The following is a 25621-nucleotide window of genomic DNA, read 5'->3' on the forward strand; positions in this document are numbered from 1 at the left end:
ATTTTTTCAAATTTGCCCGGCAATGTCAATTACATCTGCGACCAATAATCCGGATTTTGCTGCTGAAGCTCTTCCGCCGCAGATGAGAGATCGTAACGGTCGATCATCCGGATCGGATAGTCCTCATTCCCGGCTTTCCGTTTTGCCGCGGCCAGACAGTATTTCGGCGACCCCGGGGTCTCTTCATCATAAAGGACCAGTGCTCCATCGGTTTTCGCAACCAGATAATCGTTTTTCTGCCTGAGCTGCACCGGGCTCTCATACGGACGCCGACTGATCGCTCCCGTAAAATCCGCCGCCTCGATAATTCGATAATATTGCTCCTTAAGCCAGTCCTTATAGCGTACTTCCTGATTAAGGAAGGGAACCAGCACAGCGAGTTTAATATCAAGGCCGTCTTCTTTTTTCACTTCAAGACAGGCGTCGCCCGCCCAGAGTTCGACGCCCGCCTGGCCGCTGATCACAAACCACGTCGTCCCCTCGTCGGCAAGTCTCCTGATTTGCTTCTTCAGACAATAACGGATGACGGGTATTCCCTGATGATCGGCTGTAAATATGCCCAGTTCGTAAGGTTTGTATCCTGTGACAAGAACGACTTCCGAATGATCCATGATTTTCACCCTCTGCTTGTTTCGCCGTCCTTTATTTCCCGCCAAAGGGAATTAAACAGCGCGGGGTTCATGACATCAAGGTTTTAAACGGCGAATGATGTCGAATCGGCCGAAAAAAATATTGATAAATGTTCGATAATTGCCGATTGCGGGCGCTATTTGCGCTTACCCGGGCAATAAAAATGCTGCCCTATTTTCATTATCTGCGATTTTATCCTCGTTCTTTTTTTCTCAGCCACTTTTCATCCAGGCGATTGATCCGCTTTATATAGGCCGACGTTTTTCTTTCGATTATCTCATCCGGCAATGTTTTCTGCTTCTCCTGCAGCGATCTGAGCGCACGTTCCGTATAACTAATGGCGCCTTCATAGTTTTGAAACTGATGCTCCATCAGTTTTGCGGCTTCGATATAAATATGATCATCCGCCCTGTTGTCGTCGCCAATGACCGACTGCAGCATTGTTAAGGCCTGTCCGTAATATCCTTCCCGTTTGTATAGAGCAGCCACCTGAGCCCTGGAGCGGGCGCCTATCGCCGAATCGTGAGCCGCCAGCTTTCTGAACAGCGGAAGGGCTCTTTCACTGTCGCCGATTTGACGGTACCACCTGGCGATCTCATAACGCTCATGCTCATCGCACGGCATATTCCCGAGAATTTTGTTTGATAGATGGATATATAAAGCGATCAGAGACAGCACATCGGTCCGATTGTGTTCAATAATTCCCTTAACAAGGTCCGCTTCCGGCCGCTTTAAAAATTGAAAGTAGAGGAAGGGAGCCATCTTACCCGGAACGTCTTCTTCACGTTCCAGGCCGAGAATTTCCTTTTCCACCGTCTGCAGGCGGACAGAATCCAGACGGTTCTTCCACAGGCGGCGTGAAGCATGCAGCAGATCGAAATGGCCGAAAGCCGGAAGGCGCGGCACCTGATCACGGACAAAGCGGTGGCGCGTCTTCACTCGCGGCCAATCAAATGCTTTGCCGTTAAACGTCACCAGATTCTTCAGAGAATGACTGTCTCTCAGAAAAGCATTGAAAAAGGCCGCCTCATGTCCGGGCCCGGGGAGGAAATACTGTCTCATGATCACACCGGCCGGAGTCACACGGGCCAGGCCGATCAGAAAAATCATCTGCCCGGTTCCGGAAGCCAGTCCGGTCGTCTCCGTATCAAAAAAGAGCAGATCTTCCGCCGCCAATCCGTATGCGGAAAGCGGATGCACGGAAGATCCCTTCTGCCAGTCTGAAACCGTCTTAAAAAGAGCGCCTGCCGAATAAGGGCCGATCGCTGTCTCCGGCTTCAGTCTTTCAGTATGGACCAAAACGTACTGATTATCAAAATGACGGATCTCCGCATCCATATCCCGTGCCGCCTGCCTGATCTCCCGTTCATAGGTGTCGGAATCGGTGCTTACTTTTTTCTCTTTGTGTTCCTGATTTTCTGCTTTCTGAGCCTGGTGGAGCTGTTTTTTATAAAGCTGAAGCTTTCGTTTTAGCGACACATTGATCGATCCTTTAAAAGGCGAATCAGAGCCTGTTTGGCCGCCTTTCCTTCGTTGACGAAACCGATGCAGGACGGGCAGCCGGACTCGCAGCCGCACCGCTCGGCCATCTCCTTTGCTTTTTCAAGCAACTCGGGCATCGCTTCATAGAGCTTTCTGCTGAGGCCGATTCCGCCCGGGTACTTGTCATAAATAAAGACGGTCGGCCGTTCCGTGTGCGGCGCCTTGATTTTCGGGACAACGGAAAGGTCCGCCTGATCGCACATCACGTACAGCGGAGCGGCGTGACGCAGCAGATGGCTCAGCCCGACCAGTGCCCCCTGGAAGATATCTTTTCCGAACCGGTCTACCCAGTCACTGGGAAAGCTGATCCATGCCGCATTGGTATGCATTTCCAGTTCGGGCAGGTGAATCCGTCCCCAGCCGATATTTTCAAGCGTTTCAAATCGTATTTTCTTAAAAACAGTCGGCAGCGCGCGTACAGAAACATCGCCATAGCCCTTTTCGGCATCGGCCGAAGGAAGAAAGCCGCGCTCATCCGTTTCCAGGACATCGAGCTGAACGGCCAGATCCGAATCCGTGTAATAGTTGACGTCCACGCGCCGGATATACGCCTTCCGCTCTTTCAGATCCAGTTCGTCCACATGATACTGCCGGCCCTGATGGATATAGATCGCATCTTCATAGAGCATCGTCATCGCTCCGAAGCGGTCCATCTCCCCGATCACCTTCACGTGTCCCCGGTCTGTTATATCTACGATGGCAAATGAATCCTGAACAGCGGAACGAAGACTGATCTCATTGGCCGGAAAAGCATCGCTCATCCAGTACCACTTGCCCGCCTGATAATGCAGGACATCTTCATCCGATAAAAATTCGCACAGTTCGTCCGCTTGCTGGCCGCCGAACGTATCGCCCTTTTTAAACGGCAGCTCATAAGCGGAACATTTGACATGATCGACGAGAATCATCAGGTTATCGGGATTGATCCGCGCCTCTTCCGGTTTTCTCGAGAAAAAATAATCCGGATTGCCGGTCATGTACTGGTCAAGCGGATTAGAGGAAGCAACCATGATAATCACGGCATCCTCGCTCCGTCTGCCGGTACGGCCTGCCTGCTGCCAGACACTGGCCATGTTGCCGGGATAGCCGGTCATAATGCAGACTTGCAGCCGGCCGATGTCCACGCCGAGTTCAAGGGCATTCGTGCTGACCACGCCCATAATCTCGCCGTCTCTCAGCCCCTTCTCAATTTTTCTTCTTTCCAGCGGAAGGTAACCGCCCCGATACGCACAGATTTTCGCACGTGCTTCCCGGCCGCTGTTCATTTTCTGAAGATGGCTGACGAGAAGCTCCACTTTCAGGCGGCTCCTCGCGAAAACAATCGTCTGTATGCCGTTTTTGATAAACCGCGCCGCCAGATCCTTTACGGCAAGCATGTCGTCCTCACGTACATTCAATTGTTTATTAACAACCGGCGGATTATAGAACAGGAAATGCTTTCGTACGCTCGGCGCGCCGTTGCGGTCGATCAAAGCCATCTTCCGCCCGGTCAGCGCCTCCGCATGCTCTTTCGGGTTGGCAATCGTCGCCGACGTACAGATAAACTGGGGACGGCTGCCGTAATAGCTGCAGATCCGGGCCAGCCGGCGCAGAACATTGGCCACATGGCTTCCGAAAACTCCCCGGTACGTATGCAGTTCATCAATGACAATGTATTTCAGATTTTCAAACAGCGACACCCATTTTGTATGGTGAGGCAGAATGGATGAGTGAAGCATATCCGGATTCGTCATGACGATCTGCCCCGCCTGCCGTATTTTCTGCCTGATTTCTCCCGATGTGTCGCCGTCGTATGTATAACTTTTCAGAGGGACTCCGATCGCGTCGATCAGTTCTCCCATTTCATTTTTCTGATCCTGCGCGAGCGCTTTGGTCGGAAAAAGATAAAGCGCCCGGGACGACGGATCGGAAAGAACGGTCTGCAGTACCGGGAGATTATAACAAAGCGTCTTGCCGGACGCTGTCGGCGTCACAAGAACGAGATCTTTTCCGGCCAGAACGGTCTCAAAGGCTTCCGCCTGATGGACATAAAGCGATCCGATGCCGCGCGCAACAAGCGCCCGCTTCAAACGCCCATCCAGATTTTCCGGAAAAGGAGCCATCATTGCCTTTCTGCCAGGAATGGTGTGCCAATGTACAATATTCGGATCCTTTTTCAGCATCGCCAGCAGATCCGCCATCGATTGACGCACTTTCATCCGGGACACCTTCCTTATCCTTTTTTATAAAGCTCGGTCAACTACTGACTAACTTTTGCCTTTAATTATAGCATAACGAATAAATGTTCGCTATATAAAGTGTATGATTTATTCTACTATAAAGATGAGATTCACCGCATCGAATCAATGAAACGAGGAGGTTGTTTTTATGAAGACTTTGAACCAGATCGTTGCCGGGGATAAGCGGATTGCTGTTCTGACAGGTGCCGGCGTCAGCGTCCCCTCCGGAATCCCACCCTTCCGCGGAAGCAACGGGCTCTATCAGCATGCCGATGTCGGACGTTATCTTTCAATGAACTATTTCGAGAGCCGGCCCGAATCATTCTGGGCGTTCTACTGGTCCCTGTTTGACGCGGACCTGCTGCTCGGCGCAAAACCCAATCCGGTCCATCTTTGGCTGAGCAGCCTTGAAAAAGACAGAGAAGTGACCGTTATGACACAAAATATCGACGGCCTCCATTCAAAAGCAGGAAGCCGTCATGTCATCGAGGTACACGGCGCTTTCGACCGCACTGTATGCCCGAAATGCGGGGCTGTCTACCCGACCGATTCTGTCCGTCATGAAAAAGTTCCGCGCTGTACGGCCGAAGATTCTAAAGGCGGTATTTGCGGAACTGTCCTGAAACCGGATATTGTGCTTTTCGGTGAAGCTGTCCGTGGTTTTGAGCAGGCGGAAAATGCGGTTCGAACCGCCGACCGTCTGCTCATTTTAGGCACGTCGCTGACCGTGACGCCAGCCAACCTGCTTCCCGTCTATGCGGCCATGAACGGGATTCCCACCTTGCTCGTCAATGACCGTCCGGCCGTGCAGATGGACAGCATCGACACTTTTATCAAGGCAGATTTCAACCACTTTGATCCGGACACGCTGAGCTGATCCGATTATTCGGAGATGTTCTTCCGGGATTGCCCGGATTTTTTTTAAAGTGCCCTTTCGCCCTTCAGCCAATCGATCAATTGACTGACTTTCGACCAATGATAGTCCGGTCGTGCGGGAAAAGAGCTCGACTGGGTGACCGGAAGCCACTGCACGGCCGCCGTTCTGATACCCGCGGCTTTTCCTGCCAGAATATCCGTATTGCTGTCCCCGATGTAGATGGCTGTTTCCGGCAAGGCCGCAAATTTATTAAGCGTCTTTTTGATCCCCTCCGGATCCGGCTTGGGCCTGCTGACATCGTCGCCTGTGATCACACTTTCAAAAAAGCCTTTAAAACCGAGCGCTTTTTCAGACAGGCGGTAAGCGCGCCGGCTCTTTCCGGTGATCACACCGATTTTCATCCGGAGCTCTTTCAGCTCCTGAAGCAGATTTACAATATCCGAATTGTCCTCAACATAATCGTGATGCCGGTCTTCATAGATCTGATAATAAGAGTCAATAGCTTCCTGAATCTTCTCTTTATGCCGGAAGTTCCTGGCGATCATACTGTCTTCCGTCGGACCGAACATCGAAACGATTCCATTTTCATCAAAAGAGCGTCCGTCGAACTTTTCGAAGACCTGCTTCATGCCGTATATCGCCAGCGGCAACGTATTGGCGAGCGTGCCGTCGAAATCAAACAATACCGTATTGACGTTCATTTTCTTCCTCCCCATCTGATCTCCTGTTTCTCCATCATACCATAATGAGCAAAAGGCTTTGTAAAAGAGAAGTTAAGGCACAATTAGGAATCTGTTTCACCAAGCTGCCTGAGCAGCTGGCCGAGGTGAACGACGGGAAGATGGCAGATAAAATCCTCACAGAGAAAATAGGTTGTCCGGCCGCCGATGGCCGAATACACGTTCAAGTGCGGATTCAGCTTTCCCAGCGTATCTTCGTCCCCCGCAAAAAGAGTCACTTCAGGAAGAAAAAGTGATTGCAGCCGCCTGATGGCATCATTGAAAGAGTCTCCCTTCCCGCCTTTCAGGACGATGAGTTCTTTCGGAATGGATGCCCGAAAGAGCAGAGCCGTCAGCATAAAGGTGTAACCGGGCGGATAAGTACGAATATCTTCGGCAAAAGCGGAAAATACTTTTTCCGCATAACGGGCATAGCCGCTCTCTCCGGTCCGCTGCGCAAGGCGCAGCAGAACAAAAGCTGCCGCACTGTTTCCGGACGGAATCGCATGGTCATAGGCGTCTTTCGTCTTAAGAACCAACTGTTTGTCACGAGCGGCACAGAGCCTGAATCCGCCGCCCGCCTCATCCCAGAACCGGGCGATCATCTCATCGGCAAGGTGCTTCATTTTTTTCAGGTAAATCGGATGAAAGGTTGCTTCGTACAGAGCTTCACAAGCGAGTGATAAGAATGCGTAATCATCCAGATAGGCGTCATATCTTGTTTCGCCGTCGCGAAAGCGGGCCATTAATCTTCCGTTTTGTATCAGATGCTTTTCGACGAATTGCCACGCACTTTCTGCTAAGTTTACATAATCTTTTTTATGTAGAACAGAGCCTGCCTTAGCCAGAGCCGTGATCATCAGTCCGTTCCAGGAGGTCAGAATTTTATCATCTTTGCGCGGATGCACACGGCCGTTCCGTGCTTCAAGCAGCTTCTTTCCGGCTTCATGCAATCGGTCCGCAAGTTCTGCTGCGCCGACAGAAAATCTTTGGGCCAGATCGGCCGGATCGGTCCCAATCAGGTTCGGTATGTTCTTCCCGTTGAAATTTCCTTCGCGGGCGATATGATACGCGGTGCAGAACAGCCTTGCCTGCTCTTTTCCGAGAATTTCGCAGACTTCTTCCCGCGACCAGACATAGTATTTCCCTTCGATCCCTTCCGAGTCCGCATCTTCCGCACAATAAAAACCGCCGGACGGACTGCGGAGTTCCCTGCCGCAGTATTCAAAAATATCATCGATCACACGCTCAAAAAGCGGATCGGCGGTTGCCTGGTAGGCTTCCGTATAGGCGATCGCAAGCATGGCCTGGTCGTAAAGCATTTTCTCAAAATGCGGAACCAGCCATTTCCTATCCGTTGCATAACGCGAAAATCCGCCCCCGATATGATCGTGAATGCCGCCCCTGGCGATCGACACAAGCGTTTTTCGGACCATCCCGACGGCCCGTCCGTTTTTTCTCCAGCGCGCGTAACGCAGCAGAAACAGGAGCTGATGAGGCGCCGGAAATTTCGGAGCCGCTCCGAACCCGCCGTACTGCGGATCAAAATTTTGCAGAAGGTGATTAAAAACTTCATCGAGAACGTCTTCGGGCAGGGAGACATTCCGTCTCGATTCTTCCGACAGCGTTCTGACAATCCGGTCTGCCAGGCTTTCAATCTCGGAAGGATTGTCATCATATTGCTTTTTCAGAGACAACAAAACATCCTTAAAACACGGATGGCCGTACACGCTTGTTTTCGGGAAATAGGTGCCTGCATAGAACGGATTCCGGTCCGGCGTCAGAAACACGTTCAGAGGCCATCCGCCTTGTCCGCTGAGGGCCTGACATACTTTCATGTACACCGCATCAATGTCCGGACGTTCCTCACGGTCCACCTTGATGGACACATAATATTGATTCAGCAGCCCTGCCGTTTCTTCATCTTCAAATGATTCGCGTGCCATCACATGGCACCAGTGACATGTAGCTTTATCACGCCAGCTCAGGAATACCCAATCGATACGAAAATAAGTTTATTTTCGCGTTTCGCTTTGTCGAATGCATCGGCTCCCCATGGATACCAGTCAACCGGGTTGTGTGCATGCTGAAGCAGATACGGAGACTTTTCAGCGATTAATCGATTGGGTTTCTTATTGATCGGCATGGAACCACCTTCTTTCTTTATCAGCTCTTCTTCTTTATCTTACCCTAAGAATACGGCAAAAACGAATGGTATGAGGTTTCGGGGAAAAAAATATGAGTATTTCTTTCGTTCATTTTCCTGCTGAGCCTTCAGATGATGACCGGCCTTTCCTGAGACATCAATCTCTCGAAAGACGGAGAGCGCTTCCGTGAATAACGGACTTCTGCAACAGCCGATAAACTCCTGTCACGGTTGATAAACCGGGTGTACCTGCTGACGACCGATTAATCGCCGGCGACGGCCGATAAAACCGCGGTAATAATCGGTAAACAGCTCAATAATGGACTAAAATCCGATCCATACAGCCAGGCCGCCGGCCAGTATCGGTCCGAGAATCCTCATCCCCGAAAAAATTGGCTAATTGCCCCCAAAGCAGCAGACGATCGCCCTAAAAGGGCCTCGATTCGCCCTATTCCGGCGAAATATCGGCCCATCAGGAGTTTAAACCGAAAGCAACCGCTGATAAGCAGCCATTTAAAGTTGATAGCCGGCATTTTCATCAATCGCGGCAGCCGAAGAAAAAGATCGGGCATCTCCGCAGGCAGCGCCTGTCTGCGCCGGACAGCCCTCTTTTTCAGCGAAATAAACCGCCGTTCTCATGAGCATTCCGGAAGAATCGATGGCATTTTCACGCTGGGGCCCGACTGATACATGAGTTGAGGGGATACCCATTAAAATAAAAACCGCCCGCCTAAGTGAACGGCCGATCGGTTTCTAAAGAAACTATAGGAGTGATCGAGCACTTTTTTTCTCTTTGCAAAAACTCTCTTGCCTCCGCAAGAAAGGCATTTATCCTGCCGGATATGAATGAAAAGAAGGCGGAAGAAAGGGAGCAAGACGGGTGTTTGAAGCGGACTGCCGTTTGTTGTTTTTCCTTTCACTAAATTGCGATACCGTTTTTCGTAATCACGATACCCCACATCTTGCGATCCAATTCATAATAATCGGCAACATCCGGGTATAATTTCTTTACATACTTTTCCATAACAATGGTGTCAATCAGATGTTTATTCAGTTCCTGATCCCACTGCTGCGGATGGATTTCATGGTATCCAATCGGATTCAATATCCGTTTCGTTATTTTATTTTTTGATGCGGGGACGCAGACCATCCACCAGTCCCAGGCGGGCTGTCCCATGCAGAGTCCATCGTCCTGATAAACAGATATCAAGTCTCTGTCGAAAAAGAAATAGTCGACGCCGTTGCTGAGCGTACCCGAGGAATCACTTATATGGGTGACATCCATTCTGTGTCCGTAAACCAGGCTGTTCAGCGCCTCACTGTAAATAACGTTTATAAAATCGGGCCTTATATTCCTGAACTGGACGTCAGAATTGACGATTCCGACAACTTTATAATCCGTACTGTTGAGATAACTCATAAAATCATAGATATAAATATAGGGTTTGCCGTATTTTTCTTTGGCGCTTCTTTTCACGATGTGAAACTTAATGTCCGGAAAATGGGCCTTAAGCGTATCTGCTTCTTCTTCCGTATTCAGAGAAACGACATCAAAACCCGCATCCAGCCATGATTTTATGGCCCTTTTTTGTGCCTCTATTCTGTCGGGACTGACGGAAGTCGCCACTAAGATGGGCTTGAGCTTGAGCGCTTTTCTATTTGAAACAGCCGGAATTTCCGTCCCTTCAAGCCTTTTTTCCGGTGTCTTGGAAGCAGGAAGCTCAAGAAAAGGAGCCGCGGCTTTCTTCTCATAGTTAATGCCGTTGGGTGAAACAGCCGGAATTTGCAGCTTTTCAGGCTTCGTCTCCGGCACTTCTGCGAGAGGGGGCTCCGGTGATGAAACCGTATCTTCCGCCTCATATTTGATACTGTTTGGTGAAGCGGCCGGAATTTCCGTCCCTTCGAGCCTTTTTTTCGGCGTCTTGAGAGCAGGAAGCTCAGGCAAAGGAGCCGCGGCTTTCTTCTCATAGTTAATACCGTTGGGTGAAACGGCCGGAATTTGCAGTTTCTCAGGTTTCGTCTCCGGCACTTCTGCGAGAGGGGGCTCCGGTGATGAAACCGTATCTTCCGCCTCATATTTGATACTGTTTGGTGAAGCGGCCGGAATTTGCTTTTCTTCGGGTTCCGTCTCCGGCACTTCTGCAGCAGGAGATTCCAGTGGAGAAGCCGTATCTTCCGCTTCATATTCAATGCCGTTTTTGGAAATCACAATATCCCACATTTTACTGTTCAGTTCACGTTTTGCTGCGCCGGGATACAATTTTTGCAGATAATTTCTGAAAACGACACTTTCGATGAGATACTGGTTCAGCGATTCATACCACTCCTTGGGGTGGATCTGATGGAAGGCAATTTTACTTAATAACCGTTTGGTCGGTTTATGAGCCGCAGCGGCAACGCAGACCATCCACCAGTCCCAGGCGGGCTGTCCCAGGCACATTCCGTCGTCCTTGTAAATCGGAATCAGGTTTTTATCGAAGAAGAAATAGTCGACTCCGTTCCTGAGAGTCCCATAGTTATCACTAAGATTGCTCACATCGAGCCTGTGTCCGTATACAAGACTGCCGGCCGCCTCCCGCCGGATAAAATCAACAAAATTGCGGCGGACGCCTTTAAAATAGATATCGGAATTGACGATCCCGACAATATCGTAATCCGTGCCGCTCAAATAGCGCATGATATCGTAGATATAGATATAGGACCGCCCGTATCGTTTTTTAGCGCTTCTTTCAATGATATGGAAGTGGATATTGGGAAAATAAGGCTTCAACCGCTCGGCCTCTTCCCGGGTGTTCAGAGCAACTACTTTAAAACCCGTTTTCAGCCATGTATCAATCGCTTCTGTTTGCAACTTAATATCATCCGGTTTAATGGAAGTCGCTACTAAAATATCCTTTGTGTTTTCATTTTTCTCCGGCACACGGCATTTGCTCGCCCCGCTGTTTTGATCCGTCTGTCCAGTCTTGCCGACAGTTAATGGTTCTTCCCGGATAATTCTGATTTTGAAATTTTCGTGTTTTTGAAAAATGCTCAAATCATGATTCGCCGAATGCATCAGACACTCCTCCTGAAATATTTTTTCTCTCAAAAGCAAAAATAAAAATATGCTGAATCTTAATTCAACGGCCGCCGTCTGTATTTATTGCGAAAAATCGAAAAGCGGCATGCCTATAAATATTTTTCATACCCGTTTTTCTTAAGCATTTCGACTAAAGCTTTTACGTCCTGCGCCCTGGACTTCGGACAAACAATAATCGTACCGCCGATTTCCATGACAATCATGTCGCTGAGTCCGATCGTGGTTATGAGGCTATCGAGGCTGTAAATCGTAGAATTCTCGGTATCAATGCCTAAATGTTTTCCAACGACGGAATTATTATGGTCGTCTTTTCCGATCAGGATGGAAATGGCCTCCAGGCTCCCGATATCGTACCAGTCAAAATCGCCTTTCACCGCATGCAGGCTGCGGCTTTTCTCAAGAAACGCATAGTCGAAGGAGATGTCATCCAGGCCGCTGTAGGCGGCTTCAATCATCGGGGAAAAACGGGAAGTACCTTGATACTTCAAAGCTTCGGACAGTCTCTTATAATGCTCGGGCATGTGATGCCGGATTCCGGCTGCCAGTGCCTGCAGCTGCCCCGCAACAATACCGCTGTTCCATAGATATTTTTCTGTTTTGATATATTTTTCGGCCGTTTCAGGATCAGGCTTCTCTTTAAATTGGACGACTTTATATATTCCTTCCCGACTCTCGGCGCCGATTCGTATATAGCCGAACGCCGTGGACGGATAAGACGGCTTAACGCCGACAACCATAATGTCGCCGCTGTCTTCGGCCGCCTGACAGGCCTTCCGGACAGCGTTCAGATAGCCGGCTTTATTCTTAACGTAGCTATCGGCCGGAATAAAACATACCGAGCCTCGGCCGAACATTTTTTCTAAATATAAAGTTGCGTAAGCGATGCATGCTGCTGTATTTTTTTTTAAGGGATCCGTGATGATATTTGAAAGCGGAATGAAGTCCTTAACGGCCTCTTCTGTCATATTAAGATAATCTTTGTTGGTGATCACAAAGCATCTTTCTGCCGGAATCACTTCACATATACGTTCAATCGTCTGAACAAGGAACGGTTTGCCGCCGTCAATAGATATAAACTGTTTCGGTTTCTTTTCTCTGGAAAGAGGCCACAGCCTTGTTCCGGAACCTCCGGCCATAATAACGGCATAATTTTCCATATAACATAACGCACTCCTGTTGATTGATAATAAAACATACGGAACTGCAAAAAGCCTACGCTCTCAGGCTGCGGATATACGAATCATAAGTCAGCCTGAGCCCTTCCTCCAGACCGATTTTCGCTTTCCATCCTAATTTTTCTATTCTGGACGAATCCAACAATTTTCTCGGCGTTCCATCCGGCATGCCCGGATCAAAAACGATGTCGCCTTTGTAATCCACTGTTTTTTTAATTAATTCCGCCAGATCGCGAATACTTAACTCCCGACCCGTGCCGATATTGATATGGCTGCGGCCGTTGTAAGTTTCCATCAGATGGACGCACGCGTCTGCCATATCATCCGCAAATAAGAATTCTCTGAGAGGCGTTCCGGTGCCCCACAATTTCACGGCCGGTTGATCGAGTCGTTTCGCAGCCTCCATTTTTGATAGAATAGCCGGAATAACGTGAGAACCGTTCGAGCCGAACTTATCATTCAGGCCGTACAGATTTGTGGGCATTGCGCTGATGAAATTCGCGCCGTACTGTTCTTTATAGTAGCTGCACATCTTAAGCCCCGATATTTTCGCCAGAGCGTAAGCTTCATTTGTCGGTTCCAGAGGACCTGTCAGCAAGTATTCTTCCTTTATCGGCTGAGGGCACAGTTTGGGATAAATACAGGAGCTGCCTAGAAAAAGAAGCTTCTTGACTTTATGGCGAAACGCGCTTTTAATGACGTTGCATTCCATGAGTAAATTATCCATAATGAAGTCTGCCGGGTAAGTGCGGTTGGCTCCGATTCCTCCGACCTTGGCCGCCGCCAGAAACACATAGTCAATTTTTTCTTTTGCGAAGAAGTCTTCAACTGCTGCCTGATTCGTTAAATCGAGTGCTCCATGGGTCCTGCCGATGATATTTTTATAGCCCTTCCGATTCAGACTTCTAACTAAGGCAGAGCCGACCAGTCCGGTATGCCCTGCCACATAAATACAGCTGTTTTTTTCTATTGCAGTCAGCACCCTTTGTTTTTTAGCATTCGTCGTTCAGCCGCTTCGGTCATGATTCATCATCATTTTAACAAGCTGTTCAAAGGTCACATTCGTTTTCCATCCAAGTTTGCTTTTGGCCTTAGACGGATCCCCCAGCAGCAGATGAACCTCGCTCGGCCTGAAGTTCTCGCTGCTGACGGAAATTAATTCTTTGCCGGTGTCCGCATCGATCCCCTTCTCATTTAACCCTTCACCGGTCCAGGTCAATTGAATGCCGGCGATTCTAAAGGCCAGCTCGCAGAATTCCCTCACGGTATGCGTTTCTCCGGTTGCGATCACATAGTCGTCGGGGTGATCCTGCTGCAGCATCAGCCACATCGCTTCGACATAATCGCCTGCAAAACCCCAGTCCCTTTTTGCATTTAAATTTCCTAAAACGAGTTTTTCCCGTTTTCCGTTCAATATGTCGGCGATACCGGTTGTAATTTTTCGAGTCACAAAGTTTTTTCCTCTTCTCGGCGATTCATGATTAAAAAGGATGCCGTTGCAGGCAAACAGACCGTATGCTTCTCTGTAATTGACTGTAATCCAGTAAGCATAGAGCTTTGCAGCCGCATAAGGGCTCCTCGGATAAAAGGGCGTATTTTCATTCTGGGGAATCTCTCTGACCAGACCGTACAGTTCACTTGAGGAAGCTTGGTAGAATCTAATGTTTGGGTTGACTTCCTTAATACACTCCAGGATACGCAAGGTCCCCAATGCATTTACATCCGATGTGAATTCCGGAATATCAAATGAAACACTGACATGGCTCTGAGCGCCCAGATTATAAAATTCAGCCGGCTGAATCGTATAGATTAATTTGCTTAAACTATTTGAATCGCTTAAATCTCCGTAGTGGAGAAACAATCTCTGCCGATCTTTTGTTTGATTTTTCAATAAATGATCGATTCTTTCTGTGTTCGGGGAACTGTGCCGCCTGACAATACCGTGCACCTCATAGCCCTTCTTAAGAAGAAGCTCGGCTAAATAAGATCCGTCCTGTCCCGTAATGCCGGTAATTATGGCTTTTTTCATTAGCGCAACACCTCATAATTCAATTACTCTATACGTTATTAATCTTTAGGCATTTTTGATTGTACTGGCACCTATTTATTGAAAGGATTATTAGCGGAGGACGTTTGTCTCACAGAAATTTTACGCAGCAGGTCTCTGCCCGCCATTTTCGCCGGGCTCTTTGCCTGTCCGCCATATGAATCGCGAACCGGCCGGTTTTGCTTGGAGAGAATATCCGGTCTTTCGCTGCGGCAGCGTTTCATCGGCCGAACTGAATCCGTCAGCGGCAGGTCTGAATGAGAAAGAGTTTAAGGAAAAAAGCGGATGGCTGAAACGCGCAGTGGAGAAGGCCGGCTGCCTGAGCCTGAACACCGGACAGCAGATGTTGTTTCTAAAAAAGATAGGGCGGCATGCTTCGCATTCGGGGATAATGCTTCCGTATCTTAGCATCTGTCAGCGTCTCGGAGCGATTAATCGATGCATGTCTGAACGGCAACTGATAAAGCAGCTTGTAACAGCCGCTGACCCGCGACGGATAATAAAAGTGCGGCGATGAAATCGATTTCAACAGCGGCGGGATTCGGCACCCGGCAGCGGAAAACGGGCAAAAAGATTCCATATTATGACAAAGGCCATGAGATTGACCTCATGGCTTTTGTGGGAGAAAAATAAATTTGGAAAACAAGTCTTACATTTTGAACACCATGCAATTTTTTGTCAGCGCTTCAAGCTGTTTTTGATTGATTCCGAATCCGATTCCTTTACCGTCCGGGACACGGATATAACCATTTTCAACTTTTATCTCAGGTTCAATAATGTCGCGCGGCCAATAGCGTGAAGAAGCAAACAGATCTCCCGGAAGTGTGAAGCCTTCAAGCGCCGCCAGAGCAATATTGTGTGCTTTAGCTACGCCGAATTCAATCATTCCCCCGCACCAGAGCGGAATGCCTTCTTTCAGACAAAGTCCGTGAATTTTCAGAGCCTCGGCCCAGCCGCCGACGCGGGCCATTTTCAGATTGACGACCCGGCAGCTGCCGAGCTTCAAAGCAGAACGTGCATCATCAAGCGAGCAAATACTTTCATCCAGACAGACCGGCGTTTTTATCTGATGCTGCAGGGCCGCATGTTCAACGAGATCGTTGTACGCAAACGGCTGCTCGATCATTTGCAGTTTAAAGGCATCGAGCTGCTTCAGATGCTCCAGATCCCGTAACGAATAGGCCGAGTTGGCATCGGCCGTCAAAGCTATATCCGGAAACCGGTCTCTGATTAGAGAAAGCAGGGCTACATCCGTCGAACGGGAAATCTTTATTTTGTAGCGCTGATAACCGGATGCCGAATAATGTTCAATCTGCCGGACCGCCTCTTCATTATTTCCCGCTGCAATCACGGCGCCAGCCGCCACTTTTTTTCTCACCGATCCGACTAACCGGCCGAGATACAGGCCTTTTTCCTTGGCATACAGATCCCATATTGCCTGGCTTAAGCCCGATTTGGCCATCCTGTTTCTCCGAATGCCGGACCATAGGGCATCCAGCACCCGGGGACCGGAAATTTCCCGATGCCGCATCAGGGGAATTAAATAGTCACGCAGCATCAGCCAGCAGGTAGCGATTGTTTCCTCCGTATACCACGGGCTGGAAAAAGGATCGGCTTCCCCATAGCCTGTTCTTCCCTCCCGATCCCTGGCTTCAATGATAATCGCTTCACGCTTTGTGACGGTTTCCAGGTGAGTGATGAAAGGTGTTTTCAGCGGCGATGAAATTAGTCGAAGGGTGATTGAATCAATCTCCATCTCATCACTCCCACTTCAGTCGAGCCAAAATTTTCGGCCGGACAGACAGTCTATTTGCGTCCGGTACGGTCGATCAGAAACTTGAGGGCTTTTTGCGAAAAAACCGACTCCTTTTCGAGATGAACCGCATGGCCGGCCGAACCAATCACTTGCCGGTCCGCTTTTTTTAAACGTTTGCCCATCTGATCCGCAATGCGGCAAAATTTCCGGTCAAGCCGGCCCGTCAGCAACAAAACCGGAAAAGAGAGCGAATCAAGATCATCCCACCACGACGGCTGGGAACCGGTGCCCATGCCGAGCAGGCTGCCCGCCAGTCCGTTTTCACTGCACGCCAGCCGTTCCCTTCTTAATTTTTCCCGTTTTTCCGCCGCCATCTGCTTCTGCGATTCAAAAAGGGGGATGTTCTCCCAATAATCAACAAACCGCCTGATTCCCGAATGCCTGATAAAATCGGCGAGTTTTCGATCGTGGAGCCTGCGTGCTTTCCGGCTGTCTTCATCCGCCAGTCCGGGTGAGGCGCTTTCGAGTATCAGGCTGCGAACCCGGTCCGGGCAGGTACAGGCAAAACCGAGTGCGAGCCTTCCGCCCATCGAATAGCCCAGAATATGTACTTTCTCAAGCCCCAGCCTGTCAATCAGGGCTGCCAGGTCATTGACGGCTTCATCCATTGCATATCGCCGCGGATCTGCCGGACAGGCCGTCTGTCCGTGTCCCATTAAATCGATTTTGACCAGCCTGAACCGGTCTCCGAGCGCCTGATCGAGAAACTGCCAAGTCGCGAGACTTCCTGTGAATCCATGAAGAAGCAGCACCGTTTCGCCCTGTCCGGACATTTCAATATGATAGGCGATGCCGCGAAGTGTGACGATCATTGTCCGTCCCTTCCTAAAACCGCCGATATTTGTTCATTGACAAGGAGCCTTAGCCGCCCCCGTCTGCGGACGTTTTCTTCACGGTTTGTCCGGATCTCAATGATTTTCAATCCCGGTTTTGAAAACGAACGGGTGAAGGCCGCTGTAAATTCGCTCCAGCTGCGGACATTCTGATAATCTGCTCCATAGAGCCGTGCCGCATTGGCAAAATCCAGCCCGTGGGGCGTGCCGAACAGTGTTTCAAAATAATCCTTTTCCGCAGCCTGGGGGAGGAACGAAAAGATTCCGCCCCCGTTGTTATTGATCAGAACGATGGTCAGATCGGTCCGCTGCTGTTTGGCCGCCAGGAGACCGTTCATATCGTGAAAAAAGCTGAGATCGCCGATCACGAGTACTGTGGGCTTGCCGGCAAGGCTGACGCCGACGGCAGTCGAAACGACACCGTCGATTCCGTTTGCGCCCCGATTGGCATAGACCGCCGCATCCCGGGTGTCTGTAAAGAGAAACGTATCCAGCTCCCGGATCGGCATGCTGTTTCCGACAAACAGGCAGGATTGATCGGGCAGCAAATCGCCGATCTGAACCATGGCTTTTTCCTCACTCAGCTTTTGTTCATCACGGACACTGAGCAGTGCCGTTTTGGCAGCCTGATTGATTTTTTTCCAAAGGAGCGGCCAGTCCCGGCGCCCGCTCTGCGGAAGAAGTCCGGTCAGATCACGGCAAAACCGTTCTTCATCGCAGTAAATCATTTCCGTTGCCGCCGCTGAAGGATCGCGCCAGCCCCGGCCGCCGTCAACCACAAAGTGAGGCGTCCGCTGCTTTTTCAGCCAAAGCGTCAGGGCTTTGGAAACAGGCATCGGCCCGAAACGGATGATCAAATCCGGCTGAAGAAGCGAAGCCGTCCGATCATCCCGCAAAAAAGCATCGTAGCACTCGATGATGTTTGAAAAAGCATGCGGTCCGCGTCTGAGCTGCGAAAGCGGATCGGCAAGAATCGGAAAACCGAGATGCTCCGCAAAAGCCGTTACGGCCTCTTCTGTCCCTGAGGATTCCAGCTGCCCGCAGATAATGATCCCTTTTTGGGCTGTTCGGATCGTTTCAGCAATCAAACGATTGTCTGAAACGGACAGGGCGAGTAGACCGCCGTGTATGCGGACAGCTTTTTCCTCCTGCCGGCGATAGCCGGCGGCCGTCTTCATGTCCGGCAGAAGCGGTTCTCTTAACGGAAAATTAAGATGCACCGGGCCGAAAGGACGGGTAAGAGCCAGCGAAACGGCCCGGGCGCAGACGGTCCGCGTGTGCCGGAGCAGGGAAAGGCCGTTTTCCGGTACCTCCATTTCGATAAACTGTTTCACATGGCTGCCGTACAATTCCGACTGGCCGATCGTCTGCGGCGCGCCGACATTCTGAAGCTCGTAAGGCCGGTCTGCCGTCAGTACAAGAAGCGGAACCCGGGCGCAGAATGCCTCGACGACGGCCGGATAATAATTGGCCGTTGCCGTTCCCGACGTGCAAAGCAGCGCGACCGGTTTTTTCTTTGCTTTAGCCAGACCAAGTGCCAGGAAAGCGGCAGAACGCTCGTCAATATCAAGATAAACCCGGATTTCCGGATTTTCCGCAAAAAGCAGGGCAAGCGGTGTGGATCTGGAGCCAGGGCTTATGACGACATCGCGGACCCCGTTAATCGAAAGTTCATCAACAAAAGAAGATAAGTAAGCCGTAAGCAGTTCACTATGATTCATCATTTCACCTCAAATGCGCTCAGCATCGGACGGAATTTGACCGCTGTTTCTTCATATTCTTTTTCCGCTATTGAGCCCTCAATCACGCCGCACCCGGCAAAAAGCGTTGCCTGCTTTCCCCGGATCAGCGCCGAACGGATCCCGACCGCGAACTCGCCGTTGCCAAATGCGTCCGACCAGCCGATCGGAGAAGCATATAATCCGCGTTCCAGATTTTCATTTTCGCGGATCCAGTCTACCGCCTGTTCCGTAGGAACGCCTCCGAGCGCCGGCGTCGGATGAAGCCGGTCGATCACATCGAAAACGGAAAACTCCGGATTGCACAGGCCCTGTACGGGAGTATATAAATGCTGAATATGTTTGTTCTTCATCAGAACCGGTTCAACGGGCACATTTAAGCTTTGGCACAGCCCGCCGAGCGCTTTTTTAATCGTCGAAACGACGTACTGATGTTCAAGCCGGTTTTTGGGATCGTTTAATAATGCTTCTCCCAGCCGTTCGTCGCTTTCTTCGTCTTTTCCCCGGACCATCGAACCCGCAAGACATGCCGAAAATAACTCACTGCCTTTTTTCCGGACAAGGCGTTCGGGGGTCGCTCCGAGAAAACAGTCGCCGGCGGATTCCAGGCTGAAAATAAAATTGCCTTTCTGCTGCTCCTGCAGCCTGTTTAAAACGGTTTCGGGATTGATCGGATCATCAAAAGCCAATTCCAGGGCCCTCGCCAATACTATTTTGTTAAGGCCGGACGTTTTGATTTGATCGACAGCCTTTCGGACGGTCCTTTTCCATTCATCCGGCTTTTTTTCTTCCTTTTCCATCAGCCGGCCCCTGAAATCCGGGACTGCAGGGAACTCCCCTGCTGCATTCTTTTTCATTTCTTGCAGGCGGCCCATCAGCTTTTTGGGATCGTCTCCGGCCGCGCAGGCTAAATTCAGCGTCAGATAAGCCTGTCCGTGAAAATCGGTCAGCGATACGGCCGGAATAGAAAACAAACCGGTCCCGAAGCGGCGCCAGAGCCGGGAAGGTTTCGTCTTCGGATCAAAAGAGAAAGCGCCGAGAAGGAGCGGACCGGTGCCTTCCCGGCCGGTAATTCCGGACAGAACGGCTTGATCCAGAATTTCCGACCATGTGTCTCTGACATTTTTAACACGTGAAACTTCTTTATCTGCTTCTATCTTAACTGCTTGTCCCAATCCGGCAATGATCTCATTGCCCGTCCCGTTTCGCCAAAAAAAACGTCCTTCGGAAAATCGGGACCGGCCCCTGTAAGAGAACGACAACGGGTCGACAGCGCCGGTTCTTTCCGTCAGGCTGAATAGAACCTTCCGACCCAGCCTGCCGGCTCTCTGAACGGCGGCCAGCAGTCCGTCATATTCTTCTGTTTCATAAGAGACAGCCAATACAATCACCCTAAATTCAATATAATGTACGAATTAACTACCCTATAAGATACTGCTTCAGCCGGAGCACTGTCAATCAAAGGCGCTGCCTATATCTTTCAACGGATGTAGACGAATTGATCGAATTTGTTATAAATTCGACGAATATATCTAATCGAAGATCAATTAGACTATTTTGTCGAATACATCTATAATAAGTGTACCGATTTTATCAATATTATCAAAAAGCTGAAAAACAGATGCGAACAAATGTTTTTAATGATAAAATGGAGGCAGCAAATGAAACGATATATTTCAGTTTTTATTATGGATATCAGCAGCTCGTCTTCCAAGGACAATTGGAACCGGATCACCGATTATCTGCAGGAATGGGAGCACGTGATCGACGGCTGGTGCAGCAATATTATGACGGCCAAGGTGTCGCATCGGCGCGGGGACGAAATCCTGTTTGTCGGCGAACACTGCTTTTCCGCTTACACGATTGCTCATTACATGAACCTGTTTTGGAAGTTTGCGAAACAGAGGCCTTATTTCGGGCTGTCGCACGGTGCCGTGTCGGAGGACATTGACCGGCTCGATATCGAGATCTGGAATCATCCGCTGATCAAACAGGCCCGGTCCCAGAATGAAAAGATTAAACGGGACAGGGACCGGAAAATAACGATGCGCTTTGCCGATGAATCCGATTTGCACAACCTGATCTCGAACGCGGACGTCCTGAATCTGTTGATCGAAAATCAGCTCGTTCTGCAGCAGGGACAATCGGAAAATCAAAGGCTGGTTTATGCCCTCTACTCCATTTTCAATGAACAGAAAATAATTGCCCGACTCCTTAACAAGACGCCGTCCACGATATCTTCGCATTTTACAAGAGGACGAAGCGAACTTTTGCAGAAAAATTTTTTTCAGATTCAGAAACTGCTCGGCCTGGAAGAAGGAGCCGGAGTACAGGATTTTAATCGAATTCTGCTGCTGATTCACGACTTGAATGACGCTATCCGCGGACAATTGAAAAAATCAATGTCTTCGCTTCTTTTTTTTAATAAAGAATAGACTAAGAAGGGAAAATGGATGATTTTTCTAAGCCTGATTCTGGCCCATTTAGTGGGTGATTTTTATCTGCAGACCCGTACAATGGCCGCGCATAAATCCCAATATCTGATCAGGCATTTAGTGCATCACCTGATTCTCACCCTTTTCGTTTTGACGCTTCTGGCGCTCGCAAACCAGCGGCTCCATCTTTCATTCTTTCAGATCGCCTGCGCATCGCTCATGATTGTTCTCTTCCATTATGGCATCGATCAGGGAAAAATAATTGTTTCAAAAAAACACGGTTCTCCTTTATATCCGCTTTATCTGTTTGTGATCGACCAGTTTCTGCACGTTGCTTCAATCATGTTCGTCTGTGCGTTTTTTCTGAACGTGAATTTTCCGGCTTATTTCGATCGGCTGTCCGCAGTCATTAAGAAGGGACTCCCCCTTCAGGCAGCGCCGGTCAGTGTCCTTCTGCTTCTGGCGATCATGCTGATCGTCGCAACAACAGTCAGCGGTCATTTCATCAGATTTCTTGTCGGCATGATTCCCGACCGTTTATCCCTGTCTGAAGGAAAATATGTACTGACAAACCAGGAGACGGGATCGGACGCGTCCCGGAACACATCTTCTCTACAGGAAAAATACACTTATTTAATCAATAAAAAGAGCGATCGCACGCGAGGCGTGACTATCGGTTATTTTGAGAGGCTGCTGGTCATTGTCCTGATGGCCAGCGGAGCCTATTCAGGCATCGCTTTCATTGCAGCGGCCAAGTCGATCGCACGCTTCAAACAGATGGACGACCGTGACTTTGCGGAATATTTTCTATTGGGCACCCTTGCCTCAATGTTTATCGGCGTCGTTTGCGGAATCGTTATCAAATTCATCATAAGCCGCGCCCTGTAATCGGCCGCTGTGAAATCCGGATTTTTACGGATACCGCCGGAAGAGGCTTTAGCAGGGGTTTGACGTTCAATTTTTAACGGACGGCATCAAGAGTCAGCCGGCCCGGCCGGTTATTGGATTCATTTTTTCGCAGCTGTAATCGACTGTGCCAGCAAATCCGCATAGACTTTCGAACCGGCCGTGTTCAGATGCACGGCATCCGGTTCGAAATAATCGGCGTGGCCCGCGCTCGCTGCATACCAGTTTACAAGACGTACATTGGGATACATGGATACCGCTTTTTGCAGCGACTGGTTGACCGTGGCCTGCCAGGGCCTGGGCACTCGCGTATTGACTAAAATCACATGCCGGGCAGCACCGATCTCCCGGATCATTGAGGTCAGCTGATCCATCGAAAACGGACCGTTGGTACCCAGTTCAATGACGACCGCGTCAGCCAGTTTTCCCTGGTTTTTAAGCTGCTGAATAATGCCCATGGCCTCATAAAATTGCCGTCCAACCTTTGCGTCCACAGTTGCTTTTGGAAATTCATTCATCAGGAACGGTTTAACGTCGGCCATGACCGAATCGCCGATAGCTGTGACAGGCTGTTCGCTGACAGCCGCAGCTTTCGCGGCCGGTTCACCTTTGACAGGCGCTGCCTGCGCCGGCTGATGTGAACGTACGGCACGAGCCGTTTCCACCGAGGACTGAGCTCCGCCGCTGCTGGCGGCCGGTACTTTCTCCGCCTGCCGAACGCCGGCTGTATGCTGGGTGACCGCCGTCCGCTCGCTTGCATTCGACTCGTTCAGAGCGGCGAAGGCGGCAATAGCCGCCAGGCATAAGACGATACCCAGCACTCCGCCTCCGATAATTTTCCGCCGCGATTCCGGTTTGCTTACACTATGTATTTTCTCTCGGAACTGCGCGAACGAACCGTGTCTGATCGGATTTTCAATATACCGGAACGACAGCGACGAGATCAGGAAGATCAGGGCAACTTCCGCGATGCCGCGCACAATCTGCATGCCGCCCGAGTCGAAGTTGTTGCCCATCAATATAATAACCGGATACTGCCAGAGATATATTCCGTAAGACCGTGCACCGATCCAGCGAAGCGGAGCCAGGCCCAGACATTTCCCCAGCCATGTCGACGGGTGGGCTACCGCGGCGATCACAATAACGGTCGCTGCGGAGAGCACGAAAAGTCCGCCCCGGTAAAGGAACGGATCATACTCGTCGGCCATCGTAATCATAATGAAGATCATCACCATGGCAAGGGTTCCCATTAGATCGAGGAAGATTCGTGACCATCTCGAGAGGCTGGTTGAGAGTTTCTGACTCGGCCATATAAAGGCGAGCGCGGCACCGAGCAAAATGGAGAATGCACGGGTATCTGTACCATAGTAAACTCTGCTCGGATCCATATCAGGATGATAGAGTGCGGCCATCAGCAGGGCCGAAAGGGCGGCACCGGCCAGCGCAATGAAAAATAAATGTTTGCGGATGCCTGTGAATCTGATGGCGAAAAAGAGGAATAACGGCCAGATCAGATAGAATTGTTCCTCGACGGCGAGCGACCAGAAATGGATCAGAAGCGATGGATTGGCATAGCTTTGGAAATAGGAAAGCTGATGGAAAATGTACCACCAGTTGCTGACATAGAAAAGGGCAGCGACAGCGTCCCCTTTCAACGTGCCCAGGAGCTGCGGCCTGAACAGCGACGTCCAGACAAGCAGCAGAACGACGGTCGAAATCATGCCCGGCAGCAGGCGTTTCGCCCGTCTCAGCCAGAAATGCTTAAGATGGATCGTCTGCGATCTCTCCCACTCGGAGACAAGCAGATCGGTAATCAGATATCCTGAGAGAACAAAAAAAACACTGACGCCGAGCAGGCCTCCGCTGACCCAGGAAATGCCCAGATGATAGAAAATTACAGCCATAACAGCGATAGCCCTCAGGCCGTCAAGCCCCGGCATATAGCGTCGGTGAAGGCGTCTTTCATTCAGGGCCGTCGACCGGCTCATCGGCGCCGGCCCTTTGCTTTTTATGCTTGTTTCAACTTCGTATGTATTCGGACTGCTGCTTGCTGCCGATTCAGCAAAATTCTGCTTCATGTGCCTACCGTACCCTTCTCATGCACGAGAATTTGATTTCTTTAATGAACGCAAAAAACAATAGGAAAAGGTGCGTGAAAATCCTTTTCCCTGTCAGGAAATCCCGATACATTTATTTTTCAAGATCCAGAGCACGCACGGCCTGCGTGCCCAAATTATCTGACTTTCAAAAAACATTTCAAGCGCCGCTCTGCGGCACATAAATGCCATTCCTGATTTTACAGCTTTTGCAGAATTCTGTTGCCGGTTCCGTGTCTATGTATAGCGGGCAGTTTGCATGCTCTATAAATAATATAATCGTTGCAGACTTCGTTGTCATTGTCACGATTTCCCATTTGCTCCATTTAAGGCCGCTGATTTTCGGCAAAAATTGCTGAAAAAAGCATAAAAAGCAGATGCGACAGGTTGTCATTTTGAGCCGCTCCCTACAAGGCGGCGATTAAAAAAAACTTTTTTAACATGAGAAAAAGAGAGACGGCGGGTCAATCTCCCTTGCATTATTCACGATTTGCTCTCCTACAGGTTCTCATTTAAAAACCGGGTGAGCGCCTGATTGAATATTTCATGCTGATGTGTGAGAATCTGATGAGAAGCCCGGTCGATAAAAACGATTTTCGTCCGGGACAGGGGTTCAAAATACTTCTTGTGCCTGCTGATGAACCGGTCCCGGGTTCCGTAAAGGATCAGCGCCGGCAATCGGTTCAGCCGCGGCAGCCGTTCAACCTCATTAAAGCGTTTCCCGGAAATGTAAAGATCGAGAACCGCCTTATCGTTCGATTTCATGGCATATGTGTACAGCATTTTTTTGTCAGCTTCCGTCACTTTATGGCTGTTTGCCAAAATGCTGCTTAATACGTTTTTCTTCTTCGCACGGATCAGCATCCGACCAATCTGATATTCCCAGGCCAGGAGCAGTGAGTCGATCGTCGGATAGCCCCCGGATAAAACAAGGCCGCCGACTCTTTCCGTATAGGCGAGTGCATAGGAGAGGGCAAGCTGTCCGCCGGCGGAATAGCCGGCAACGACCGGATTTTCAAGCTTCAGGCCGTCGATCAGCGCTTTTAAGTCGCCTAGGTGATCCGGAAATACGTGCTCCTGCGACTGTGAAGGCAGATAACCGCTTCTTCCGTGTCCCCTCAGATCATAAAGGACAACCTGAAAGGATTTATCCAGCTTTTCTTGATATTTGAAAATAACATGTCCCGTTAACGGCGGATGGATAAAAACGATCGGACGTCCCTGCCCGAACGTTTCATAATAAAGCTTAATTCCTTTAGGCGTTTCTATATACGGCACGGCGTCTCCCCCCGTTTATTTCCGCTTGCAAAGACTCGTGTATAAGATGCTCCAATCAGGCCCGCGGAATACACACAATTTTCT

General features: G+C 49.9%; 20 protein-coding genes. 3 read left to right on the forward strand and 17 right to left on the reverse strand.

The features are described from left to right. Positions 1–29: 29 nt before the first annotated feature. From OYT88_RS09440 to OYT88_RS09450, 3 genes are all read right to left on the reverse strand, one after another. The gene (locus OYT88_RS09440) at positions 30–611 is read right to left on the reverse strand and encodes an SLOG family protein (protein WP_274399549.1); all 582 of its coding nucleotides are present in this window, start codon (positions 609–611) and stop codon (positions 30–32) included. Positions 612–822: 211 nt separating this feature from the next. Next, the gene (locus OYT88_RS09445; RefSeq protein ID WP_274399551.1) at positions 823–2109 is read right to left on the reverse strand and encodes a ribonuclease H-like domain-containing protein; all 1287 of its coding nucleotides are present in this window, start codon (positions 2107–2109) and stop codon (positions 823–825) included. Further along, positions 2100–4370 carry a DEAD/DEAH box helicase gene (locus OYT88_RS09450; protein WP_274399553.1) on the reverse strand — a complete coding sequence of 757 codons (2271 nt, stop codon included), beginning with the start codon at positions 4368–4370 and terminating at the stop codon, positions 2100–2102. The genes OYT88_RS09445 and OYT88_RS09450 overlap by 10 nt, the downstream gene beginning before the upstream one ends. Before the next feature lie 169 nt (positions 4371–4539). Here OYT88_RS09450 and OYT88_RS09455 point away from each other — a divergent pair, with 169 nt between their 5' ends. Continuing rightward, entirely contained in the window at positions 4540–5268 is a 729-nt protein-coding gene (locus tag OYT88_RS09455) for an SIR2 family NAD-dependent protein deacylase (protein ID WP_274399554.1), read from the forward strand. 44 nt (positions 5269–5312) lie between these two features. On the opposite strand, the gene OYT88_RS09460 is transcribed toward OYT88_RS09455, so the two are convergent. From OYT88_RS09460 to OYT88_RS09515, 12 genes are all read right to left on the reverse strand, one after another. Beyond that, positions 5313–5969, reverse strand: coding sequence for an HAD family hydrolase (locus OYT88_RS09460; protein WP_274399555.1), 657 nt, complete (start codon positions 5967–5969; stop codon positions 5313–5315). An 83-nt stretch (positions 5970–6052) separates the two neighbouring features. Then, the gene (locus OYT88_RS09465; protein ID WP_274399556.1) at positions 6053–7933 is read right to left on the reverse strand and encodes a thioredoxin domain-containing protein; all 1881 of its coding nucleotides are present in this window, start codon (positions 7931–7933) and stop codon (positions 6053–6055) included. Positions 7934–7971: 38 nt separating this feature from the next. Further along, the gene (locus tag OYT88_RS09470; RefSeq protein WP_274399558.1) at positions 7972–8133 is read right to left on the reverse strand and encodes a DUF255 domain-containing protein; all 162 of its coding nucleotides are present in this window, start codon (positions 8131–8133) and stop codon (positions 7972–7974) included. Positions 8134–8646: 513 nt separating this feature from the next. Beyond that, entirely contained in the window at positions 8647–8844 is a 198-nt protein-coding gene (locus OYT88_RS09475; protein WP_274399560.1) for a hypothetical protein, read from the reverse strand. Positions 8845–9052: 208 nt separating this feature from the next. Then, entirely contained in the window at positions 9053–11188 is a 2136-nt protein-coding gene (locus OYT88_RS09480) for a hypothetical protein (RefSeq protein ID WP_274399562.1), read from the reverse strand. 113 nt (positions 11189–11301) lie between these two features. Continuing rightward, a complete protein-coding gene (locus tag OYT88_RS09485; RefSeq protein ID WP_274399563.1) occupies positions 11302–12369 on the reverse strand; it encodes a mannose-1-phosphate guanylyltransferase in 1068 nt (355 codons plus the stop codon). 55 nt (positions 12370–12424) lie between these two features. Then, on the reverse strand, positions 12425–13357 hold the full coding sequence (locus OYT88_RS09490; RefSeq protein ID WP_274399650.1) for a GDP-L-fucose synthase family protein: 933 nt from the start codon (positions 13355–13357) through the stop codon (positions 12425–12427). Between the two features lie 36 nt (positions 13358–13393). After that, complete coding sequence (gmd, locus tag OYT88_RS09495) at positions 13394–14416, reverse strand: GDP-mannose 4,6-dehydratase (protein WP_274399564.1); 1023 nt, start codon at positions 14414–14416, stop codon at positions 13394–13396. Positions 14417–15083: 667 nt separating this feature from the next. Continuing rightward, positions 15084–16190 (reverse strand): o-succinylbenzoate synthase, encoded by a 1107-nt coding sequence (menC, locus tag OYT88_RS09500; protein ID WP_274399565.1) that lies wholly within the window; start codon positions 16188–16190, stop codon positions 15084–15086. Between the two features lie 50 nt (positions 16191–16240). Further along, positions 16241–17062 carry a 2-succinyl-6-hydroxy-2,4-cyclohexadiene-1-carboxylate synthase gene (menH, locus tag OYT88_RS09505; RefSeq protein WP_274399566.1) on the reverse strand — a complete coding sequence of 274 codons (822 nt, stop codon included), beginning with the start codon at positions 17060–17062 and terminating at the stop codon, positions 16241–16243. Beyond that, positions 17059–18804, reverse strand: coding sequence for a 2-succinyl-5-enolpyruvyl-6-hydroxy-3-cyclohexene-1-carboxylic-acid synthase (menD, locus tag OYT88_RS09510; protein WP_274399567.1), 1746 nt, complete (start codon positions 18802–18804; stop codon positions 17059–17061). Before menD ends, menH begins: the two co-directional genes overlap by 4 nt. Next, positions 18804–20204, reverse strand: coding sequence for an isochorismate synthase (locus tag OYT88_RS09515; protein ID WP_274399569.1), 1401 nt, complete (start codon positions 20202–20204; stop codon positions 18804–18806). The genes menD and OYT88_RS09515 overlap by 1 nt, the downstream gene beginning before the upstream one ends. Positions 20205–20483: 279 nt before the next feature. Between OYT88_RS09515 and OYT88_RS09520 the strand changes: the two genes are divergently transcribed. Together OYT88_RS09520 and OYT88_RS09525 are read left to right on the forward strand one after the other, a co-directional pair. Next, a complete protein-coding gene (locus OYT88_RS09520) occupies positions 20484–21257 on the forward strand; it encodes a hypothetical protein (RefSeq protein WP_274399570.1) in 774 nt (257 codons plus the stop codon). Positions 21258–21275: 18 nt separating this feature from the next. Further along, complete coding sequence (locus OYT88_RS09525; RefSeq protein ID WP_274399571.1) at positions 21276–22145, forward strand: DUF3307 domain-containing protein; 870 nt, start codon at positions 21276–21278, stop codon at positions 22143–22145. A 119-nt stretch (positions 22146–22264) separates the two neighbouring features. Here the strand turns inward: OYT88_RS09525 and OYT88_RS09530 are convergent, their stop codons facing one another. After that, positions 22265–24241: an acyltransferase family protein gene (locus tag OYT88_RS09530; protein WP_274399572.1), complete on the reverse strand. Its 1977-nt coding sequence runs from the start codon at positions 24239–24241 to the stop codon at positions 22265–22267. Positions 24242–24757: 516 nt separating this feature from the next. Next, positions 24758–25537, reverse strand: a complete 780-nt coding sequence (locus tag OYT88_RS09535; RefSeq protein WP_274399573.1) for an alpha/beta fold hydrolase — start codon at positions 25535–25537, stop codon at positions 24758–24760. Positions 25538–25621 lie beyond the last annotated feature (84 nt).

This window comes from Sporolactobacillus sp. CQH2019, assembly GCF_028765345.1.
Classification (GTDB): domain Bacteria; phylum Bacillota; class Bacilli; order Bacillales; family Sporolactobacillaceae; genus Sporolactobacillus.

Excerpts from the sequence above, each read along its gene's own strand:
- OYT88_RS09440 (WP_274399549.1), bottom strand. The coding sequence starts at position 611 with ATGGATCATTCGGAAGTCGTTCTTGTCACAGGATACAAACCTTACGAA.
- OYT88_RS09450 (WP_274399553.1), bottom strand. The coding sequence starts at position 4,370 with ATGAAAGTGCGTCAATCGATGGCGGATCTGCTGGCGATGCTGAAAAAG.
- OYT88_RS09455 (WP_274399554.1), top strand. The coding sequence starts at position 4,540 with ATGAAGACTTTGAACCAGATCGTTGCCGGGGATAAGCGGATTGCTGTT.
- OYT88_RS09460 (WP_274399555.1), bottom strand. The coding sequence starts at position 5,969 with ATGAACGTCAATACGGTATTGTTTGATTTCGACGGCACGCTCGCCAAT.
- OYT88_RS09465 (WP_274399556.1), bottom strand. The coding sequence starts at position 7,933 with ATGGCACGCGAATCATTTGAAGATGAAGAAACGGCAGGGCTGCTGAAT.
- OYT88_RS09470 (WP_274399558.1), bottom strand. The coding sequence starts at position 8,133 with ATGCCGATCAATAAGAAACCCAATCGATTAATCGCTGAAAAGTCTCCG.
- OYT88_RS09475 (WP_274399560.1), bottom strand. The coding sequence starts at position 8,844 with ATGGGTATCCCCTCAACTCATGTATCAGTCGGGCCCCAGCGTGAAAAT.
- OYT88_RS09480 (WP_274399562.1), bottom strand. The coding sequence starts at position 11,188 with ATGCATTCGGCGAATCATGATTTGAGCATTTTTCAAAAACACGAAAAT.
- OYT88_RS09485 (WP_274399563.1), bottom strand. The coding sequence starts at position 12,369 with ATGGAAAATTATGCCGTTATTATGGCCGGAGGTTCCGGAACAAGGCTG.
- gmd (WP_274399564.1), bottom strand. The coding sequence starts at position 14,416 with ATGAAAAAAGCCATAATTACCGGCATTACGGGACAGGACGGATCTTAT.
- menC (WP_274399565.1), bottom strand. The coding sequence starts at position 16,190 with ATGGAGATTGATTCAATCACCCTTCGACTAATTTCATCGCCGCTGAAA.
- menH (WP_274399566.1), bottom strand. The coding sequence starts at position 17,062 with ATGATCGTCACACTTCGCGGCATCGCCTATCATATTGAAATGTCCGGA.
- menD (WP_274399567.1), bottom strand. The coding sequence starts at position 18,804 with ATGAATCATAGTGAACTGCTTACGGCTTACTTATCTTCTTTTGTTGAT.
- OYT88_RS09520 (WP_274399570.1), top strand. The coding sequence starts at position 20,484 with ATGAAACGATATATTTCAGTTTTTATTATGGATATCAGCAGCTCGTCT.
- OYT88_RS09525 (WP_274399571.1), top strand. The coding sequence starts at position 21,276 with ATGATTTTTCTAAGCCTGATTCTGGCCCATTTAGTGGGTGATTTTTAT.
- OYT88_RS09530 (WP_274399572.1), bottom strand. The coding sequence starts at position 24,241 with ATGAAGCAGAATTTTGCTGAATCGGCAGCAAGCAGCAGTCCGAATACA.